This is a genomic window from Halalkaliarchaeum desulfuricum, assembly GCF_002952775.1.
Taxonomy (GTDB): Archaea; Halobacteriota; Halobacteria; order Halobacteriales; family Haloferacaceae; genus Halalkaliarchaeum; species Halalkaliarchaeum desulfuricum.
In genome coordinates, this window is record NZ_CP025066.1 from 2,786,446 (window position 1) to 2,803,827 (window position 17,382).

General features: G+C 62.2%; 13 protein-coding genes. 8 read left to right on the plus strand and 5 right to left on the minus strand.

Annotated features, from left to right (window positions below; all coding sequences use genetic code 11):
- Positions 1-283: 283 nt before the first annotated feature.
- Positions 284-1,264 carry a hypothetical protein gene (locus tag AArcSl_RS13860; RefSeq protein WP_119820506.1) on the plus strand — a complete coding sequence of 327 codons (981 nt, stop codon included), beginning with the start codon at positions 284-286 and terminating at the stop codon, positions 1,262-1,264.
- Between the two features lie 358 nt (positions 1,265-1,622).
- Here the strand turns inward: AArcSl_RS13860 and AArcSl_RS17460 are convergent, their stop codons facing one another.
- A complete protein-coding gene (locus AArcSl_RS17460) occupies positions 1,623-2,501 on the minus strand; it encodes a 2Fe-2S iron-sulfur cluster-binding protein (protein ID WP_119820510.1) in 879 nt (292 codons plus the stop codon).
- A gap of 460 nt (positions 2,502-2,961) precedes the next feature.
- Between AArcSl_RS17460 and AArcSl_RS13870 the strand changes: the two genes are divergently transcribed.
- The 6 genes from AArcSl_RS13870 (at position 2,962) to AArcSl_RS13895 (ending at position 9,153) form a co-directional block, all read left to right on the plus strand.
- Positions 2,962-4,200, plus strand: a complete 1,239-nt coding sequence (locus tag AArcSl_RS13870; protein ID WP_119820515.1) for a 4Fe-4S ferredoxin N-terminal domain-containing protein — start codon at positions 2,962-2,964, stop codon at positions 4,198-4,200.
- Positions 4,190-5,524 carry an NrfD/PsrC family molybdoenzyme membrane anchor subunit gene (gene nrfD, locus AArcSl_RS13875; protein WP_119820518.1) on the plus strand — a complete coding sequence of 445 codons (1,335 nt, stop codon included), beginning with the start codon at positions 4,190-4,192 and terminating at the stop codon, positions 5,522-5,524. Before AArcSl_RS13870 ends, nrfD (AArcSl_RS13875) begins: the two co-directional genes overlap by 11 nt.
- A complete protein-coding gene (locus AArcSl_RS13880) occupies positions 5,521-5,727 on the plus strand; it encodes a hypothetical protein (protein WP_119820521.1) in 207 nt (68 codons plus the stop codon). Before nrfD (AArcSl_RS13875) ends, AArcSl_RS13880 begins: the two co-directional genes overlap by 4 nt.
- Before the next feature lie 266 nt (positions 5,728-5,993).
- The gene (locus AArcSl_RS13885; protein WP_119820526.1) at positions 5,994-7,145 is read left to right on the plus strand and encodes a 4Fe-4S ferredoxin N-terminal domain-containing protein; all 1,152 of its coding nucleotides are present in this window, start codon (positions 5,994-5,996) and stop codon (positions 7,143-7,145) included.
- Between the two features lie 52 nt (positions 7,146-7,197).
- Positions 7,198-8,172 carry an NrfD/PsrC family molybdoenzyme membrane anchor subunit gene (gene nrfD, locus AArcSl_RS13890; RefSeq protein WP_119820529.1) on the plus strand — a complete coding sequence of 325 codons (975 nt, stop codon included), beginning with the start codon at positions 7,198-7,200 and terminating at the stop codon, positions 8,170-8,172.
- Positions 8,173-8,334: 162 nt separating this feature from the next.
- Positions 8,335-9,153, plus strand: a complete 819-nt coding sequence (locus AArcSl_RS13895) for a YwiC-like family protein (protein ID WP_119820532.1) — start codon at positions 8,335-8,337, stop codon at positions 9,151-9,153.
- A gap of 27 nt (positions 9,154-9,180) precedes the next feature.
- Here AArcSl_RS13895 and AArcSl_RS13900 read toward each other — a convergent pair whose 3' ends face one another.
- Entirely contained in the window at positions 9,181-10,383 is a 1,203-nt protein-coding gene (locus AArcSl_RS13900) for a methionine adenosyltransferase (protein WP_119820535.1), read from the minus strand.
- 156 nt (positions 10,384-10,539) lie between these two features.
- On the opposite strand from AArcSl_RS13900, the gene AArcSl_RS13905 reads away from it, so the two are divergent.
- The gene (locus AArcSl_RS13905) at positions 10,540-11,472 is read left to right on the plus strand and encodes an NAD-dependent epimerase/dehydratase family protein (RefSeq protein WP_119820538.1); all 933 of its coding nucleotides are present in this window, start codon (positions 10,540-10,542) and stop codon (positions 11,470-11,472) included.
- Positions 11,473-11,500: 28 nt separating this feature from the next.
- Here AArcSl_RS13905 and AArcSl_RS13910 read toward each other — a convergent pair whose 3' ends face one another.
- The 3 genes from AArcSl_RS13910 to AArcSl_RS17465 all read right to left on the minus strand — a co-directional run bounded on the left by AArcSl_RS13910 (position 11,501) and on the right by AArcSl_RS17465 (position 17,376).
- Positions 11,501-12,313, minus strand: a complete 813-nt coding sequence (locus AArcSl_RS13910) for a DUF7117 family protein (RefSeq protein ID WP_119820541.1) — start codon at positions 12,311-12,313, stop codon at positions 11,501-11,503.
- A 67-nt stretch (positions 12,314-12,380) separates the two neighbouring features.
- Positions 12,381-12,824 carry an acyl-CoA thioesterase gene (locus AArcSl_RS13915; RefSeq protein ID WP_119820544.1) on the minus strand — a complete coding sequence of 148 codons (444 nt, stop codon included), beginning with the start codon at positions 12,822-12,824 and terminating at the stop codon, positions 12,381-12,383.
- A 286-nt stretch (positions 12,825-13,110) separates the two neighbouring features.
- Positions 13,111-17,376, minus strand: coding sequence for a CARDB domain-containing protein (locus AArcSl_RS17465; RefSeq protein ID WP_245883264.1), 4,266 nt, complete (start codon positions 17,374-17,376; stop codon positions 13,111-13,113).
- Between the last annotated feature and the right edge of the window lie 6 nt (positions 17,377-17,382).

Consider the following 17,382-nt stretch of genomic DNA (forward strand, 5'->3'; position numbering starts at 1 on the left):
ACTGGAACTGTTTGGCTTTTGTGAGTCTTCGTTCCGACTCGTTCGCGGTCTTCGAGTCGAGATCCGCTGGAAATTGCCCGCGGGGGATTGAATACTGGTGGTTTCGCGCTAGTTGTTGTTTTCCATCAGAACCCGGAGTCAGCACCGACGACCTACGGACCCGAGAGTTCAACGTTTTCTGCCCAATCATAAACAACTGTATAATTAATCTCAAGAACCCGCTTATAAACACATGTATATTCGACATCACAACATATGTTCTTGAAGTCGAAACCTGAGTATGATGCCAGGGGACAGTCCAGCGGTTGACGAGGAGAGGGAACGCCAAACAACTGACAGCAGAGGTCGTGTTTCGACGCAGCGTCGGGCGGTACTGGCGGGGACGGCCGGGTTCGCGTCGGTGGCGCTGGCCGGCTGTGCCGGCGAAGAGGAGCCGACGCCGACGCCGGAGCCGACACCCGAACCGACGCCGGAACCGACGCCTGAGCCACAGAACTACGTCGTCACCGACGACATCATCGCCGGGTCCGCGGGCGTGCCCGAGGGTGCTGGCGGCTTCGCGCAGGCCTGCTCGCCCCAGCGGCAGTTCATCCCAGGAATGCAGCCGGTGTTCAAGATCGGCATCTGGGACCCTGCCACGGGCGACATCGTCGGCGACGACGTCGTCGACGAGGCCACCGTCGACATCGACGACGGGCCGACGCTCGAACTCGAATTCAGCGATGAGGACGCCGAATGGGACCAGAGCTGGGTGGTTCCCGACGACTGGGAGCCGGGAACCGTCACCTACGAGGTGCAGGTGACAAACGAGGGCGAGTACCGCAACGTCGGCATCCTCGAAAGCGAGTTCGAGGTCATCGACTTCGACGACCCCAAAAACTACGTCGTCACCGACGACATTCGTGCCTCCAGCGGCGGCATTCCGGACGGCGCACAGTTCGTCTCGACGTGTGGCCCCTCGCGTGCGTTCGTGCCGGGGATGACGCCGATCTTCGACATCGGCGTCTACGACGGTTCGACCGGCGAGCCGGTCGGACCCGAGGTGATCGACGAGGCGATGCTCATCACCGACCGGGACTTCGAGGCCGAACTCGAGTGGCAAGGAGAGGACGACGAGGACCAGTACTGGCAAACTACCTGGGAACCGATCCCGGAAGACGAAGAGACCGGAACGGTCACCTACGAGGTGCAAATCACCAACGAGGGCGAGTTCTACAACGTCGGTATTCTCGAAAGCGAATTCGAGATCATCGAGTGGGAATAAACCCACAAAGCGCGAGAACACCGAGTTCACGGTGCACGCCGGCGGATCGTCAGTTGATCGACCACCCGACGCGGTGAACCAGTCGGGCCCGTTTTTCTTTTGATTCGACGATTGAACGCGCCGGTAGCCAACGCTACGTTCGGCCCCGGGGAAGGGCCGTCAGTCGGGGACGACAAAAGCGATGCGGGTGCCAGGGGAGTGTTCTTCCCGCAAATGTAGATTACAGGTTATCTGTAATAGGCTTTTTGGTTCCGAGTGGATCCGGGACGCGGTTCCGGGACGACACGCGGGGTCGGATCGGAACGAAAAGAAACGAAAACGCTGTCAGAGACGGTCTGGGAGTTCTCGCCGATATCGATCAGGGGTTTTCGTCGATTGAAAAGTCCGCGCGCGGGTAGCTCACGCAGGTGAGGAGGTACCCATCCTCGATTTCATCGTCGTCGAGGTACTGATTGCCGTCCATCTCCTGCACCTCGTTGGCGTCACCGTCGGTTTTGGCTTTGCAGACCCCACAGACTCCAACTTCACACTGGTAGGGGAGGTCGAGTCCCTCCTCGAGGCCGGCGTCGAGAAGCGTTTCGTCTTCGGAGATGTCTAGCGTGGCGGCGTTGTTCTGGAACTCGACGGCGTGGGTGGCGTCGTCTTCGTCGTCGTCGACGTCGTCCCAGATGTCGTCTCCCTCGTCGGGATGGGTGTCGACCGGGAAGTCCGCGCGCGGGTAGCTCACGCAGGTGAGGAGGTAGCCCTCCGCGATCTCCTCGTCATCCAGGTACTGGTTGCCGTCCATCTCCTGGACCTCGGTTGCGTCGCGGTTGGTCTTGGCCTTGCAGACGCCACAGACCCCGGTTCTGCACTGGTAAGGGAGATCGAGTCCAGCTTCCTCACCGGCGTTCAACAGGTCCTGGTCCTCGGAAATGTTTACCACCGTCTCATCACGGAGGAAATTCACGTCGAACGCCTGGGCCTCATCGGGGTCCTCATCCTCATCCGGTTCCTCATCCTCATCGGGATCGGGGTCGGGATCGGGCTCTGCATCCGGTGGATCCGAACGGCCCACGTACCGCTTCTCTTCGGGAACTTCGAACATCCCGAGACAGCCTGCGAGCGCGACTGTCCCGCCGGCGGCCGCCGATTTCAGGAGAAGCCGACGCTTCGTCCGGGGACAGTCACCACCGTCACAACCTTCGGAAGTTGAGGTGTCGTCGGGACGTTGCCGTTCGTGATCGTCACTGCTCATACAATAACTGTCGACTCCAGAAGCCATTAGCACTGGTAAAGATTATGAAGATATTTAAGTCACATCGCGGGCCGATTTCGGAACCATCTTGATCGGAACCATCTTGAAGGATCCCATCGTGGCGGTGATCGTATTCGAGTTGCTGTTTGGAGTTTTCATCTCCAATATTCCAGTAGAGAAGATGTTCAGTTTGTCTTCTACAGTTGCTATCCGCACTTTCGTGACGGAATATCCAAAATCATCGTGATTATTCGTTAATACTGAAGGTAATTTTCACACGTGCTTCGACAGCACCCCCTGCGTTTCGTATCTCCCCGAAAAGGGCAGGATGACGCCAGTTGTCTCCAGTTGTGTCGGTTTGGGCGCGGGGGGACTGGATTCGGTTTGGCCGACAGGAGGTATATAAACTACTGTCATATTCAAACGGACCCTTTCCCTCCTCTAGTTAAATTATACAGCTATGAGTCAGGGAAACGATCCGCCGTATCGGGAGTCACAATCGACCCACGGTTTTCGTGACGCAGTTGGCAACGAGAAAGCCGAGGAGATCGACGAGGAACGCGCGCGGGAGATTCTGGCCGACGTGGAGTACGACACGGAGCTCGGAATCGAACTCGCTCGCGACTCCCGCCGACTGGCCGCCGGCGAGATGAGCGATCGCGAGTTCCACGAGAAATACAACGAGGCGATCCTCGAGGAGTTCGGTGTCGACGACCGGCCGACGGACCCCGAGATGGCACACACCACGTCCCGTGGCGAACCGGGACCTGCGGCGGGTGACCCGAATCCGGGCTCCGACGGCCCGCTCCCGGGGGTTCCCGGAAGCGACGGGCCGACCCGTCGTTCGGTCCTCAAGACTGCCGGAATGCTGGGGGCGGCCGCGGTCGGCGGCACCGCAGCGCTGCAGGGGGCCGGCGTCGCGGCGGACAGCCAGCCGGAGACCGAGCCCGACAAGCAGATGGGCATGGTGATCGACACCGAACGCTGTATCGCCTGTCTGCAGTGTATGCAAGCCTGCAACGAGGAGAACAACACCGCCGAGGGATCGCTGTGGATGTACGTGTTCCGGTACCAGCAGGACGACTACACCGACCAGGAACACTACCTCTCGCGGCCATGTCAGCACTGTTCGGACGCACCGTGTGTCAACGCTTGCCCGACGGCCTCCCGGTACCGCCGCGAGGAGGACGGAATCATCCTCACGGACTACGACCGGTGTACTGGTTGCCGATACTGTGAGATTTCGTGTCCGTACGGCGTCAACTACTTCCAGTGGATCGAATCCGAGGACGAATTCGACTACGATCAGGAGATCGACGGTCGGACAGCCGCCGGCGATCCGCCGCAGGGCGTGATGGGGAAATGTACTTTCTGCATTCAGCGTCAGGTTTCCGACGACCCCGAACTGCAGGGAACCACCGCCTGCGAGGACGCCTGTCCGGTCGACGCGATCCACTTCGGCGACCTCGAGGATTCGGAGAGTCCTCCGAGACAGCACCTCGAAGAGAAAAAGGACTCCTCGAAGTTCCGGCTGTTCAAGGATGCGAACACCAGCCCGAACGTGTTCTACATCGGCAACGAACCGGAGGGGCATCCCGAACCAGTAGACGGCCCGACGAAACCCGAAGACATCGGACTGAGCAGGGACCGTCCGGGTCGTGACGTCTACAGCGACGGAGGTGAAGACGATGGCAACTGATCAGGAAACATTCGCAGAGCAGACCGTACTGAACCCGCTAACCAGTATCAGCAAGAAGTATATCGCGGTACTGATCGCGCTGCTCGCGTTCGGGGCGATCTACGCCGAGGCGCTCGTCCACCAGCTCCGGTACGGACTGGTCGTCACCGACATGGCGTCGTGGGGAACACAGGCCGGCGTCACCTGGGGGCTGTACATCGGCGCCTTCGAGTGGTACGCCGGCTCCGCCCTCGGATCGATCGCGCTCGCGGGCTACATCCGATTCCGCGGGATCGACGACTACGAGATGTTGGCCCGACTGGGAGAGCTGTGGGCGGTGATCGCCGCCATCTGTGCGTCGTTCCTCATCGTCATCGACCTCGGTCGCCCCGAGCGGGTGATCTACGTGATGGAAAGCTGGCCAACAACGGTCCAGCACTCGCCGCTTGCGTGGGACGTGACGTTCGTCACCATGCTCATCGTGGTTTCGACGACGATGCTCGCGATGTCACTTCGCCGTGACTACGGCTGGATGGACGTCGAGTTGCCGCTTCGTGCCCGGATCCCGCAGAAACTGTTGACGGTGGGGTACTCACCAACGGAAGGACCGAAGCTCACCTCGATGCTGAAATACATGGGCGCCGGCATGCTGTTGCTGGTCGTCACCGCCGGAATGGTTCCGGGATGGCTGTTCGGCGTCGTCGGCCCACAGCCGGGATACTACGGCAAGATCCAGGGGGTCGTCTTCATCACCGGTGGTATCCCCGCCGGGATCGGGGCCCTTACCGTGATCGCGTACGCGATGCGGCGGATTTACGACCTCGAGGACGCCCTGCCAGACTCGATGTTCTTCAACCTGGGGAAGGCACTCGGCCTGTTCACCTTCGTGTACCTGATCGCGCTGTTCAATCAGTTCATGCCGATGGTGTTCCCGATGGCGCCGCTGGGCGGTGCCTCGATCGCGGACGCGATGCTGTACGGCGCGCTGTCGACGTACTTCTGGACATCGATCGCGTTGCTCGTGTTCCCGATGCTCGCACTGACGTGGGTGTACGTCTACCGGACGATCACGCCGGAGGTCACCGTCGTCGCATCGATGATCATCATGTTCGGCGTGTTCATCAAGAAGAACCTGGCCGTGCTGGAGCCGTTGATGTTCCCGGTCGGGCTCCCGTACGAACACGGCGTCTACTTCCCGACGACCGTCGAATGGGTGATTTCGCTCGGTGTGCTGTTCGTGGGGATCCTGGCGTTCATCGTCCTCATCAAGATCATTCCGATGTGTTCCGGGACCGGTGTCTGCTGTCGGAGTTCCGATGAATCGATCGAGGAGGTGGAAGCATGAGTACGACGACACTCGGCCTCTACGTGCTGTTCGGGGTCCTGTGGCTGCCGCTGTATTTGATCGTGATCGGGTGGTTTACGGACGGTCCACAGGACATGAGAACTGCGGCGATCGGTTTGGGATACTTCCTCGTGATCGCGACCGGGATAATCGCATCGACGGTGGTGTTGGCCCTGTTCCTGGGTCTGTTCACCGTGATATAAGCCCGGTTCGGACGAACGTCCGAATTCACCGCTATTACCCTCGAACGAAGGTTTTTTCGGGGTTTGAGCGTAAAGGCCCCTCGAAATTCCCTGTATATAAACCGACCGAATATACAGCCGAATATCAATCCCGGTCACTGACGTATTTTTCACCGTGAACGGGACGAATCGGTCGGTGATACACCGAAACGATGAGCCTCGACGGTGGTTGACGAGAGAAATCGACCGTCCCTGCTGAGTCGAGCACTGCCCAACACAGTGAAATTATGAACGACAACCCATACGACGACATCGACGAACGGGCCGAACGGCTCCTCGACGATGTCGACTACGACACCGAACTGGCAAAGCGGATGGCCAAGGACGCCCGCCGGATAACGAGCGGGGAGCTCTCCGAGGAGGAGTTTCACGAGCGATACCGCGAGGAGGTGAGCGAGGAGTTCGACGTCGACTACGCCGACTTCGAGGCGACGCTCGGTGGTGACTCCGAGGACAGAACTGACGACACTCCCCATCCACACATTCCGCTGGGTGACCAAGCGGTATCCCGCCGGACGGTAATGAAAGCCGGCGGAGCGGCCGCAGCCGGCGCGGCTGCTGCCGGGACATCCGGTTTCCTCTCGGAGGACTCGGAGGACGACACCTTCGAGAACCTCGATGCCGAGAGCAACCAGGAGAGCGTCGCCGCCCAGTCTATCGGTCAGCGCAGCATGGGCATGGTCATCGACACGGAGGCATGCATCAAATGCCTCCAGTGTGTCCAGGCCTGTAAAGAGGAAAACAAAACGCACGTCGGCGACTTCTGGATGTACGTCCACCGCTACCAGCGGGAGGACCGCGAATACGAGGACGAAACCGACTGCGAGTCGCTCCCTCGCCCGTGTCAACATTGTGACGACGCGCCCTGCGTGCGCGTGTGCCCGAACCACTCGCGGATCCAGCACTACGACGGCCGTGTCCTGTGTAACTACGACACGTGTCTCGGTTGCAAGTACTGCGAGGTCGCGTGCCCGTACCACGTCAATTCGTTCGTTTATTCCGACATGACCGGGTACTTCACTGGACAGCGGCGGGACGAAGTGGACCGGTGGGTCGCGGGGCCACCGCCGGACGGCTCCTGCAGCAAGTGTACGTTCTGTGCCCACCGTCGGTTCACCGAGGATGAAGAGGGGAGCACAGCGTGTTCCGACGCCTGTCCGGTGGACGCAATCCAATTCGGCGATCTCAACGATCCCGAAAGCGACCCGAACCAGTACCTGGAGGACTTCGACGACGACGATGTCTTCCAGCTCCACGCGGACGTGTCGAACCCGAACGTGACCTACGTGGGGGAAGATCCCTCCGACGTTGACACCGATCGGGTTTCGGGGCCGACGACGCACGCCGACCTGGGACTGGAGGCACCCGATCCCTACTGAGTACAGCACAGAGAAATGACAGCCATCAAAATACAATCAGGAGCCAAAAATCATGTTTGAATCACCCGGAGAACTGTGGGGGACGCTGATCGGAACGTACCTCTTCCTCGGCGGTCTGGCCGGGGGCGCTTACGTTACCGGAGCCGTCGCCGACTATCTGAGTTACCGCAACGAACAACGGTCGGACGCGTACCGTATGACAGCCAGATGGGGGATGGTCATCTCTGTTCTTGGCATCGCCGTCGGTGGTCTCGGACTGCTGTTCCACCTCGGTGAACCCACGAACGTCGCGTACTTCTGGCTGTTCACCCAAATGAATTCCTGGATGACGATCGGCGTCTGGATCATCGCCGTGTTCGTCCTGCTTGCCGTCATCCAGGCGCTCTGGCTCGGATTCGGTAAAGGAACTGGGTTCGGACTGCCGTTTAGACGGATCAACCGTCTCGCCGACTTCACTCGCCCGACGACAAAGGAGCGTCTCGCACTCAACGCGATCGGCGCAATCGTCGGCATCGTGTTGATCGTGTACACTGCGCTTTTGATCAGCGACGTCTACCCCGTCGTTCCGCTCTGGCACCCCGTGTTGCTCCCGTTGTTGTTCCTCGCAAGCGGGCTCTCGATGGGAATCTGTGCAACGATCGCCGTCACGGCAATAAAGAAGGGCGTCCACGGCACCGGCGTTCACGAGTTCAGCCTCGCAGACGACGTCGTCATCCTCAGCGAGATCGCGATCCTGGCGGTGTTCCTGTACGTCCTCCAGGCGCAGGGAGCGATCGGCGTTGCCACCTTCGAACGGTTGACTGAAACCTTCGCCTTCGAGTTCTGGATCGGGGTCGTCGTGATCGGCCTCATCCTGCCGCTCGTGATTTCGGGTGCGGTCATCCTGGCGAACCGCATGGACGGCTTCTCGATCGGTGGGACGACTGAAAAGGCCGCATACGTGACGAAGTTCGGGTTCGTCATCATCGGCGGCTGGTTCCTCCGGATGGCCGTCCTGTTCTCGGCGATCAACGTCCCGATCATTTGAACCGGATTTCGGAATTTCCGGTGTGACCGCTCCCTCCCGGTCGCGGTCGGTTGTTGTGGCCGATTTCAACTGTTTTATGGCGAGTTCGTGATGGGTTCGAGGGATACGTTGTGATCGGTGGAAATCGGGAGACATACGTGTCTATATTTTAAATACCGAGCGATGAGTTCGGGAACCTCCCGGTCGAACGGCTCCACGCGACACCGCGTTCTGCCACCGATTCCGACCGAACACGGCGCGTGGGTCATGCTCACTGCGGGTGTCTTGACTCCCATCGCCGTCGTCGTTGCGAGGGGACTGCCGGCAGACGGGAGGCTCGGGGCGTTCGCTGCGTTCGTCGTCCTCGCGATACTTGCGCTCCTGTTCCGGGAAGCGCTCCGCCGCCGCGGGATGCGCGAGGACCCCGCTGTTCGACGTCGCCTTCTCGTGATCGCGACGGTCGAAGCGGCGGCGATCCTGCTCGTGGCGGGAGGACTGGCGATCCAGGTTGCGCCAGTGTGGATACTCGCGACTGCCGCCGTCCCGGCGGTCGTACTCGACGTCAGAGTGCGAAATACGGGATGGCCGATCCCCCTCGGTGGGGAACTCTCCGGGCTCGCCGCGCTGTCGGTCGTCGTGCCCGCCGGCAGCGTGTTGCTGGGGCTGGAGAGCCGCACGGCTGGTCTCCTCTGGCTCCTGTTTCTGGCGTTTCACGTCGGCAGCGTGATCCGGGTCCAGAGCCTCCTTTCGGCGACGGGTCCTCGAGAGGCGCTGTTCCGCCGGGCGTCGTTGAGCTATCATGGACTCGCGCTGCTTGCTGTCACTGCGGGTTGGTACACTGGGCCGCTGGGACTCGGTGCACCCGTCGTGTTCGCCGTCGCCGGTGGTCGAACGTGGGTAGCCGGCGGTGACGCGACGCCTGCATTGAAGACTGTCGGTCGCCGGGAGGGGCTGCTCTCGACGCTGTTCGTCGCGAGTGCGCCGTGGCTGGTCGTCGTTTGAGAACCCCCGACGCCCCGGTTACTGTTTTTAAAAGGTCGAGATGTCGCCTTCGACGACCCGCCGGGTGACGTCCGTGACGTTCGCGAGTTCGTGGTCGACGATCGCCTCGATGTCGGCCTGGATCCCCGCGAGTTCGACGTCGTCGGCCGTCACGACCTGGGCGTCCGCGACGTGTGGCTGGTCGATCGGGCGGCCGATCTGGGAGAGCAAGCGGACCTGGAGGTCGCGGATTCCGTCGACCTCGTCGACGACCGACTCGGCGATCTCGGTCGAGAGCAGGTTGTAGATCTTTCCGATGTGATTCACCGGGTTCTTTCCGGAGGTGGCTTCCATGCTCATCGGCCGGTTCGGCGTGATGAGCCCGTTGGCACGGTTCCCCCGCCCGACCGACCCGTCGTCGCCCTGCTCTGCGGAGGTGCCGGTGACGGTGAGGTAGATCGAGCCGTCCTCGTAGTCGTCTGCGGTGTTGACGTCGACGTGGATCTCCCGGTCGGTGTGGTCGCGCGCGAGGTCGGTCACGAACTCGCGAACCCCCTCGACGGCGTCGTCATACGCTTCCAGGTCCTGGATGTGTTCGTCGATCATCGCCGCCGCGACGGTGATGTCGATGCGGTCGTCCTCGCGTTTGCCCATCACCTTGATGTCCGCGCCGAGTTCGGGGTTGTCGGCGGCGTAGGTCGTGTTGAGCTGTCGTTCGGTGGCGTAGACGATCCGTTCGGTTTCCGTCAGGGGGGCATGCCCCACGCCGAAGGAGGTGTCGTTCGCCATCGGGACCGTGGCACCCTCCTCTGAAAAGACCTCCTGCAGGTCGCCCGAGCCCTCGCCCAGCCGAGTGTCGACGACGACGTCCGTGCCGAAGTCCAGCTTCGGAATCTGCTCGGCGAGGTAGTCCCTGGCGGCCGCAAGCGCCGTCGAATCGACCGGGAGCGACTGGCCCTCGTACTTCCGGGTCGCCCGCCCGACGATAAGGATGTAGATCGGCTCGACGACTTCGCCGCCGCCGAACGCGGGTGCGGCCGACCCGGCGGCGAGCTGTGTCTCGTCGGTGTTGTAGTGGAGTACTCGGCCGACCCTGTCGAGATACATCTGCGAGAGTGCCCGCGAGACCGATTCGGCGATGCCGTCACAGATGGAGTCCGGATGTCCGACCCCCTTTCGCTCGACGATTTCGACTTCCTGGTCCTCGACCGCGCGCCGGTCGAGTTGGCTGACCTGGATGTTCCGACTCATTGCCGGCACTTTACCCGCAGTCGTGCTATAACTTGCGGAAACGTTCCGGGACCGGGGAATGCGTGGTGAGCATATTCCGGCGGAGTCATCCAGGAATCCGGGCGTCCGAGCGGCCGACTCGACAGAGCTTTTGGGCTGCCCCGGGGTCGTTCCCGCATGGAGGATGCCCGCGTACTCGTCACCGGCGGCGCCGGCTTCATCGGATCGGTCCTCGCGAACCGCCTCGCACCCCGAAACGACGTTCTCGCCGTCGACGACCTCTCCGTTGGAACCACCGACAACCTGGCGGACGATGTCGAGTTCATGGAGGCCAGCGTCCTCGATTCGGACCTGACGGGCGCTGTCCGGGATCGGCTCGGCGGCGTCGACGCGCTGTTCGTCTTTGCGGCGCTGTCCTCGCGGGACATGCACGACGCAGAGCCCGAACGCGGTGCTCGGGTCAACGTCGAGGGGTTCGTGAACACGGTGGAAACCGCGATCGATCTCGGCTGTGAGACGGTCGTCTACGCCTCCAGTTCTTCGGTGTATGGAACCCGGGAGCGGCCGTCGCCGGAGTCGCTATCCGTCCGACCGCAGACTCGATACGAGGCGTCGAAGCTCGCGAGGGAGCGGTACGCGTCGGCGTACGCGGACGATGACTGCTCGGTGGCTGGGCTGCGGTACTTTTCGGTGTATCAGGGGTTCGGCGGCAACGAAGCCCACAAGGGCGGCTACGCAAACACCGTCTCGCAGTTCGCCGACGCCATCGCCCGGGGCGAGTCGCCGGTGGTCTTCGGCGACGGTTCGCAAACACGTGATTTCGTCCACGTCGAGGACGCGGTCAGGGCGACCGAACAGGTCGCAGACGAGCGGCTCTCCGGGATATACAACGTCGGCACGGGCGAGGCGTACAGCTTCGACGAAATGATCGAGCGTCTCAACGAGGTACTCGGAACCGCCGTCGACCCCGAGTACGTCGACGTCCCGTACGACGAGTACGTCTACCACACGCGGGCGGATCCCTCGAAACTCGAAGCCGCGACCGGATGGCAACCTCGGATCGACTTCGAGACGGGGATCGAGCGCGTGTGTGCGCCGTATCTCGAGTAACCCTCCGATAACTCCCCGCTCCCCGTTTTCAGACTACGTCGGCTAGCCTGTCGTGAGCCCGTGCCAGCGCGTCGAGGTCGTCCTCCCTGAGGTACGCGCCGATCTCTCGGGCGGCGTCGACGAGCGTCTCTGCCTCGGCAGGATCGACGTCACCCTCCAGCGCCCGGACACGTTTGGTTCGATCCCGGAGCTTCCCCAGCACGGTCGTCACGTCGGTGTCGTCAGTGGCGTCAGTGGCGTCGGCGACTTCCTCGGCCGACGTGTCTCCCCCGAATGCGGCGCCCTCCTCGAGATCGCCCAGGTACGTCACCAGTTCGTCCCGGTAGGCTTCGACGACGGTCGCGACGGCCAGCCCCCGGGCCGGCGCCAGCTGCGCCGGGACCGCATCCGTCCCCGGCCTCTCGCCGTCGTCGGCGCCCTCCAGCAGTTCGAGCACGTAGAGGCTCGCCGCCTCGTCGGGTTCCCGGAGCCGTCTGTACGCGTCGACGACCTCCAGCAGTTCGCGGGCAGCCAGATAGGTGTCGTCGAGTTCCAGCAGCTCGCCGCCGCGGATGAACCCCCGTTTCCGGAGGTACTCGCGGAGGGTCGACCCCAGGTCGGCTGCGATCTCGTCGATCCCCTCGAGATCGGCGTCGGTCCCCCGAGTCGGCTCGGCGTCGGCGACCGCCTCCCGGAACCGCGTGAGATCCAGCGTCGCCGGCGCGTCGGTGTGGCGCCTGCGCTCGCGTTCGACGCCGACGCTCCGGAGGCTCCCGCAGTCGGGACACGCGACTTCCCCGGTGTCGTAGTAGGACCACCGCGTCCCGCAGTCGGTACACTCGCGCTCGCCGCGGACCTTCATGTCGGGACTGTCGTCGGGCAGCCTGTAAAACGAACCGGTGCAGCGACGTGGAGTTGTGTGGCGGCGTTCAGTGTTTTTTCTCCCCTTCGATCGCCTCCTCCCGGAGCCGGCGCCCCTTTTCAGTCGTCACCGCGAGATCCGGGACCGGGACGGGCGATCGGTCCTCGTCGATCGCGACGAACACGAAGTAGGATTCGGTGGTTCGTTCGGTCTCGCCGGTCCGGGGGTGTTCGCGGTACGCCTGCAGCCGGACGCGGACGCTCGTCCGCCCGGCGGCGTAGACGTACGACTGGATGAGAACGGTGTCGCCCTGCGGGACCGGCTTCTCGAAGTCCATCCCCTCGATGCTGGCTGTCACGCACGTCTGGCCGGCGAACCGCATCGCCGACATCGCCCCGACCTCGTCCATCCACTTCATCACGTTGCCCCCGTGTGCCATCCCGTAGTTGTTCGTGTGGTTCGGCTGAATGCGCGATCGGTTCTCGAGATAGGTGTCGAGCAAGTCGGGCATGAAACGACTGTCGATCCCGGCAGGGAAAAGGATCCTGACGGATCTTCGCGAACGAGCGGCCGACGAACCCGTCGGTGACCGGTTCGGTGTCGCTGAAAAACCCCTTGCGGGGTCACCCGGGGGGAGATGGGTGTCGGAGCGGATTCGGGACAATGCCCGTATCGGCGCTCCTACAATATTGTAGGGGACTGGTGGTACTTTTGTATTTACTGATTACCGAACGGTACTGAGAGATTTCTTCATTTATTGAGACATTAAAAATTCATTTTATTAGAGGTCGATCCGATCAGTAGTTTTGGACCCAGTCGAATTCGGCTTCCTCTCCGATTTCGGAGGTGTCTTCGGTGTTCGGAAGAGTCTCCTCTTTTCCGGTGCCCTCTCGGGATGTACTTTCCGAGGATGTGCTTTCTTGGGAGGCTCTTTCCGGTGAGGTACCACCATCGGTACGGGAGTTCGTTTCACCGTGCTTCGGTGCCGAGAACACCTCGGGACCGATAGCAAGCAGGTTGACCAGCAGCGCCACCAGGATCATCCCGATCAACCCGGATGTCCACACCGATCGTGGCACGTCCGGGAACGGGAGCGGCCCGTCGTCGTCTTCTGCATCCCGGGGATCGTCGACCGCAGGTTCCTCGGTTATTTGTTCCTCATCAGAGGGGGCCGCGTCATTGTCCGGTTCGACGACCACCTCGATCGGCTCTTCCCACTTTGTGAGAGTCACTTCGTAGGTGCCGGGCGATTCGAACGTCGCCGAGAGGTCGACAGTTTCCGACGTGCCGGGTTCGATCGACACCTCGGCGGTGGACACGACGTCGTCTTCGACGAGGAGTTGCGTCTCGTAGGCACCTTCAGCGTCGCCGACGTTCGCTATCGTTGCTCGCACAGTGACTGCGTCCCCGGTCAGAACAGTTCGATCGTCAACACCGGCATCGACGATTTCGAAGGCCGGTTCGGGAGCGCCCTCGACGGCAACCGCGAACTCGGAGAAGCCGGGTGTCACGGCGGCATACCGATCCCCACGGAGGTGTTCGGTTTCGAGTTCCTCCCACTCACCGTCGTGGTAGCGGAGCATCGTCACGTTCTCTTTTGTCGTGTCTGCCGGGAGTTGATGGCCGCGAAGTGTAATCACGAACTCTGCTTTCTCGATGTCCTCGTTCTCGATGTCGATCCGTTCCACCTCGACGTAGCCGATCGCCCGGTGTTCGGTCGGCTCCGGCGCTTCGCGGGGCGAACTGGCTGGTGGAGAGACGTCGAGCTGGAAGTCGTCGGCCTCCTCGCCGGGGGTAATCTGGAGGCTATTGTGGACGAACGAACCATCCCCGGGTTCATTCAGCTCCAACTCGAGCAGTTCCTGGCCCGGATCCGTCACCGAAACAAGTGCCCCGCCCGGGGAGCTGTCGATCGAAACCTCGGGTTCGGGGTCCGGTTGTTCGTCCCCGTCGTCGGGGGAACTTCCGAAGCCCGGCGGAGGTCCACCGCCTCCGCTGCCCCCACCATCTCCACCGCTCTCCCCGTCTCCGCTGTCCCCACCGTCGGTGGATTCGTCAGCTTCCCGAACGGTGAGGTTGCCCGCGAAGTGATCCTCGACGTGGAGTTGATAGTCTCCCGGATTCTCGAACGTATGAGTAATGTTAACGTTCTTCTGCGAATCCGGGGTGACGGTGACGTTCTGGGTTGCAAGCGTTTCGTTTCCAGCCAGGAGTGCAAGTGACCTGGTCCCCTCGACGTCGCCGAGGTTCTCGACAGTGACGTTCACGCCGACGGAGTCGCCCGCGTCGATCTCTTCGTCTCCGAGGGTCGCGTTCACGATTTCGACGTCCGCCGGGGCCAGCACATCGACGGATCCGACGTGAGTGTCGTCGACCGCGACCTCGTAGTTGCCAGCGGTATCGAACGTGTGGACGAACGTGAGATTCGCCGAGTCTCCCGCATCGAGTTGTTCCGTTTCAGTGGCGACAACGGTGTCGTTGACGAGTAGTTCGGCGGTGTGTTCGCCAACATCATCGCCGACGTTCTCGACGGTGATTTCGACGGTGACCGACTCGCCGTCGAGGAGTTCCTCGGGAGTCACCGTTCCATTGCTCAGTTCGAACGCGGGGGACCCGGGCTCGGTAACCGTGAGGTCTCCCGCGTGCGCGTCATCTATTTTCAGTTCGTACGTCCCGGTGTTCTCGTACGTCCGGTCGAACGTGACAGTCTCGGTTTCCCCGCCGGCAACCGTCACCGCGGTCGTCTCGACAGCGTCGCCATCACGGAACAGGGTTGCTTCGTGGGTGCCCTCGCGATCACCCACGTTCTCGACGGTCCCGGTGATCTGGACGGAGTCGCCGGCTTCGATCTCGCTTTCCGAAAGCGAAGCGTCCGTCGTTTCGAACGCCGCGGGCTCTTCCACGGCCAGGGTGATCGGACCGGCGTCGTCGATCATGACGGCGTATTCGCCCGCCGTATCGAACGTGCGTGTGAAGCTGACGGTCGTCGATTGGTCGGGATCGAGCTGCACCGTGTCGCTGGCGACGACGCTGTTGTTGACGATCAGTTCGGCGGTGTGTTCGCCGGTGTCGTCGCCGACGTTTTCGACTGTGGCAGTGATATCGACGGAGTCGCCCTCCAGGATCGGGTTCTCCTCGACTGCGAGGTCACGCGTCTCGAATGCGGGCTCACCTGGTTCGGTGACCGTCACCTCGCCGGCGGACTCGTCGCTCACAGCGAGGTAGTAGGTGCCGGCCTCGTCGAACGTCCGATCGAACGAAACTGTCGTCTCCTCTCCGGGATCGAGTTCGACAGCCGTTGTCTCCTCGACGCTATCGTCGACCTGGAACTCGGCAGTGAAGGAACCGGATTCGTCGCCGACGTTCTCCACGTCCGCAGTAACTGTGACCGTTTCCCCTTCCTCGATGGTGACGTCGCTCGTCTGGGCGTTCGAGACGACGAATTCGGCCGGATCGGGTTCGGAAACGGTCAGTGTACCGGCGTCGGCAGTGGTTTCACCGCCGTCATTGTCCTCGGCGACGATTTCCAGCCCGTACTCGCCTTCGGTTTCAGGCTCGTATTTGAAGGCGACGGTGGTGGATTCCCCGGCTGAAAGCGTCACATCAGTGCTTGCCTCGACGGTGCCGTTCACTTCGAGGTCAGCGGTGACAGTTCCCTCTTCGTCGCCGACGTTCTCGAGAGTGGCGGACGCCTCGACTGTTTCGCCGGGTTCGATCTCCGTTCGATTCAAAGTCCCATCGGAGAGTTCGAAGACGGCCGGCCCTTCGACCGCGAGTTGTCCGGCGGGTTCGCCGCTCACGTCGGCGCTGTAGGTGCCCGCCGAGTCGACGGTACCTGAAAGCGTAACAGTGGTCGACTCCTCGGCGTCGAGGTGGACGGTTTCGCTCGCGACAGTCAGTACGCTGCCGTCGTCGTCGGTCAGGCGGAACTCCGCCTCGAACTCGGTCGCTTCGGGATCGAGATTCTCGAGGGTGGCGGTGGCCTCGGCAGTCTCGCCCGTCTGGATCGTCTCGTCGGTCAGGGAGGCGTCCGACACGATCACGCCGCCAGTCTCGCGGTCGTCGACCGCGTAGGCGTCGTAGGCGGCCGTCGAGATCGCGTTGCCCCCATCGTCGAGGACCGCAACCTCCAGGTGGACGGTGTCGGTCCCCAGGTCGGTGTCGATGGTGGCGCGGTACTCGCCCGCGTCTGTGTCGACGGCGGTGACGGAGGCGTCGTGCCAGTCGTCGCTGGTGTCGGTGATCGATCCGTCGTAGGGATCACTCGTAACCGTCCCGTCGGCGTAGCGCACCAAGACCGTGAGATCCTCCGGGTTGTCGTCCTCGACGGTGAGGTCGATGTCGACGGGACCGGTCGGGAGGCTGTTTTCGGTCGAGAGTTCAGGTGGCGTGATCTCGGCGACCGTCGGCGGGGTGTTGTCGCCGCCCTCGGTGTAGGTCGTTCGGACGGCGGTGCGGGTCGACGTCGAGAGCGACCGATCCCCGTTTTCGGCCTGGGTGACGATCTCGTAGGTCGTGCCATCCGAAAGCGAGTCGTCCGCCGTGTAGGAGACCGTCGGACCATCGACCTGACCCTGATCGACGACGGAGCCGTCCCTGGTGACGGTGTAGTCAGTCGAGTCGTCGCGGGTTTCGAGGATTCCACGAACCGGGCCCTGGGAGACCTGGGGGTTCACTGTCAGCTGGACGTTGTCCTCCTCGACGTATTCGCCGACGTCGACGCTCGCAGTCCCAGTGAAGGGGTGTTTGTTCACCGCAACCGGAGTTTCCACGCCGCCAGCGGGCTTGAAGTCCTCGGCGGATCGGATGATCCAGTCCTCGTTTTCGTCCTCGACTTCGAGGCGGTAAGACGGCGCAGTCGGGATGTCGTGTGGTGAGGAGTAGATCGTCTGGTTCGTGCGGTCGCGGAGCGACCACTGGCCGGTGCCGATGGGATCGTTCAGGATGGGATTGTCGACGATCCGTTCGACATCGTAGGTTTGTGCGGAATCTTCCCGGTAGTAAGTCACGTTCTCGGCGGCGAGGTCGTCCTGCTCGACGACGAACGTTTCGTCACCGTTCACACCCTG